Source organism: Burkholderia sp. ABCPW 11, assembly GCF_001523445.1.
In the GTDB taxonomy this organism is placed as follows: Bacteria; Pseudomonadota; Gammaproteobacteria; order Burkholderiales; family Burkholderiaceae; genus Burkholderia.
Map to the genome: position 1 here is coordinate 1 of NZ_LOVM01000065.1, position 2,963 is coordinate 2,963.

General features: G+C 64.8%; 1 protein-coding gene and 1 pseudogene. Both read left to right on the forward strand.

Features of this window, described 5'->3' with window-relative positions; translation table 11 throughout:
• Positions 1-243 (forward strand): annotated as a pseudogene (locus tag WS61_RS23470) (efflux transporter periplasmic adaptor subunit); the annotation flags it as partial.
• 15 nt (positions 244-258) lie between these two features.
• On the forward strand, positions 259-2,963 hold a 2,705-nt coding region (locus WS61_RS23475), incomplete at its 3' end, for an efflux RND transporter permease subunit (RefSeq protein ID WP_059503966.1).

Consider the following 2,963-nt stretch of genomic DNA (forward strand, 5'->3'; position numbering starts at 1 on the left):
TGGATCGTCGAAGGCGGTCTGCAGGCGGGCGATCACGTGATCGTGCAAGGCGTCGACAAGGTGCGCCCGGGCGCGACCGTGAAGACGGTCCCCGCGCAGCTCGCCCCGGCGGCCGATGCCGCCTCGGGTGCTGCTGCCCCCGCCGCGCCGGCCGCCGCCGGGTCCGGCGCCGCTGCCGCTTCCGGTGCCGCCGCATCGGGCGCCGCGCCGGCGAGTGCTGCCGCTGCTTCGAGCGCGCAATAACAGGGAGCCTGTTTCATGGCAAAGTTTTTTATCGATCGCCCGATCTTCGCGTGGGTGATCGCCATCATCCTGATGCTGGCCGGGGTTGCGGCGATCTTCACGCTGCCGATCGCGCAGTATCCGACGATCGCGCCGCCATCGATCCAGATCACCGCGAACTACCCGGGCGCTTCCGCGAAGACGGTGGAAGACACGGTGACGCAGGTGATCGAGCAGCAGATGAGCGGTCTCGACAACTTCCTGTACATGTCGTCGACGAGTGACGACTCGGGCAACGCGACGATCACGCTGACCTTCGCGCCGGGCACCAACGCCGACATCGCGCAGGTTCAGGTGCAGAACAAGCTGTCGCTCGCGACGCCGGTTCTGCCGCAGGTCGTGCAGCAGCTCGGTCTGTCGGTCACGAAGTCGAGCAGCAGCTTCCTGCTGGTGCTCGCCTTCAACTCCGAAGACGGCAGCATGAACAAGTACGACCTCGCGAACTTCGTGGCGTCGCACGTGAAGGATCCGATCAGCCGGCTGAACGGCGTCGGTACCGTCACGCTGTTCGGCTCGCAGTACGCGATGCGGATCTGGCTCGACCCGAACCGCCTGACCAACTACGGCCTCACGCCGGTCGACGTCAGCTCCGCGATCACCGCGCAGAACGTGCAGATCGCGGGCGGCCAGATCGGCGGCACGCCGGCCACGCCGGGCACCGTGCTGCAGGCGACGATCACCGAATCGACGCTGCTGCAGACGCCCGAGCAGTTCGGCAACATCCTGCTGAAGGTCAACCAGGACGGCTCGCAGGTTCGCCTGAAGGACGTCGCGCAGATCGGCCTCGGCGGCGAAAACTACAACTTCGACACGAAGTACAACGGTCAGCCGACCGCGGCGCTCGGTATCCAGCTCGCGACCAACGCGAACGCGCTCGCGACCGCGAAGGCCGTGCGCGCGAAGATCGACGAGCTCGCACCGTTCTTCCCGCACGGCCTCGTCGTGAAGTACCCGTACGACACGACGCCGTTCGTGAAGCTGTCGATCGAGGAAGTGGTCAAGACGCTGCTCGAAGGTATCGTGCTCGTGTTCCTCGTGATGTATCTGTTCCTGCAGAACCTGCGGGCGACGATCATCCCGACGATCGCGGTGCCGGTCGTGCTGCTCGGCACGTTTGCGATCATGTCGATGGTCGGCTTCTCGATCAACACGCTGTCGATGTTCGGCCTCGTGCTCGCGATCGGCCTGCTGGTCGACGACGCGATCGTGGTGGTCGAGAACGTCGAGCGCGTGATGGCCGAGGAGGGGCTGTCGCCGAAGGAGGCGACCCGCAAGGCGATGGGCCAGATCACCGGCGCGCTCGTCGGCGTGGCGCTCGTGCTGTCGGCGGTGTTCGTGCCGGTGGCGTTCTCCGGCGGCTCGGTCGGCGCGATCTATCGCCAGTTCTCGCTGACGATCGTGTCTGCGATGGTGCTGTCGGTGCTGGTCGCGTTGATTCTGACACCCGCACTGTGCGCGACGATCCTCAAGCCGATCCCGCAGGGCCATCACGAAGAGAAGAAGGGCTTCTTCGGCTGGTTCAACCGCACGTTCAACAACAGCCGCGACAAGTACCACGTCGGCGTGCACCACGTGATCAAGCGCTCGGGCCGCTGGCTCATCATCTATCTGGTCGTGATCGTCGCGGTCGGGCTGCTGTTCGTGCGCCTGCCGAAGTCGTTCCTGCCCGATGAAGACCAGGGCCTGATGTTCGTGATCGTGCAGACGCCGTCGGGCTCGACGCAGGAAACGACCGCGAAGACGCTCGCGAACATTTCCGACTACCTGCTGAAGGACGAGAAGGACATCGTCGAATCGGCGTTCACGGTCAACGGCTTCAGCTTCGCGGGCCGCGGCCAGAACTCGGGTCTCGTGTTCGTGCGCCTGAAGGACTACTCGCAGCGTCAGCATGCGAACCAGAAGGTGCAGGCGCTGATCGGCCGGATGTTCGGGCGCTACGGGAGCTACAAGGACGCGCTCGTGATTCCGTTCAACCCGCCGTCGATTCCCGAACTCGGCACCGCCGCCGGCTTCGACTTCGAGCTGACGGACAACGCCGGTCTCGGCCACGACGCGCTGATGGCTGCACGTAACCAGTTGCTCGGGATGGCGTCGAAGGATCCGACGCTGCAGGGTGTCCGTCCGAACGGCCTGAACGATACGCCGCAGTACAAGGTCAACATCGACCGCGAGAAGGCGAATGCACTGGGCGTGACGGCGGATGCGATCGACCAGACGTTCTCGATCGCGTGGGCGTCGAAGTACGTGAACAACTTCCTCGACACCGACGGCCGGATCAAGAAGGTGTACGTGCAGGCCGACGCGCCGTTCCGGATGACGCCGGAAGACATGAACATCTGGTACGTGCGCAACGGGTCGGGCGGGATGGTGCCGTTCAGCGCGTTCGCGACCGGTCACTGGACGTACGGTTCGCCGAAGCTCGAGCGCTACAACGGCGTGTCGGCGATGGAAATCCAGGGTCAGGCCGCACCGGGCAAGTCGACCGGCCAGGCGATGGCCGCGATGGAAACGCTCGCGAAGAAACTGCCGGTCGGTATCGGCTATTCGTGGACGGGGCTGTCGTTCCAGGAAATCCAGTCCGGCTCGCAAGCGCCGATCCTGTACGCGATCTCGATCCTCGTCGTGTTCCTGTGTCTCGCGGCGCTGTATGAAAGCTGGTCGATCCCGTTCTCGGTGATCAT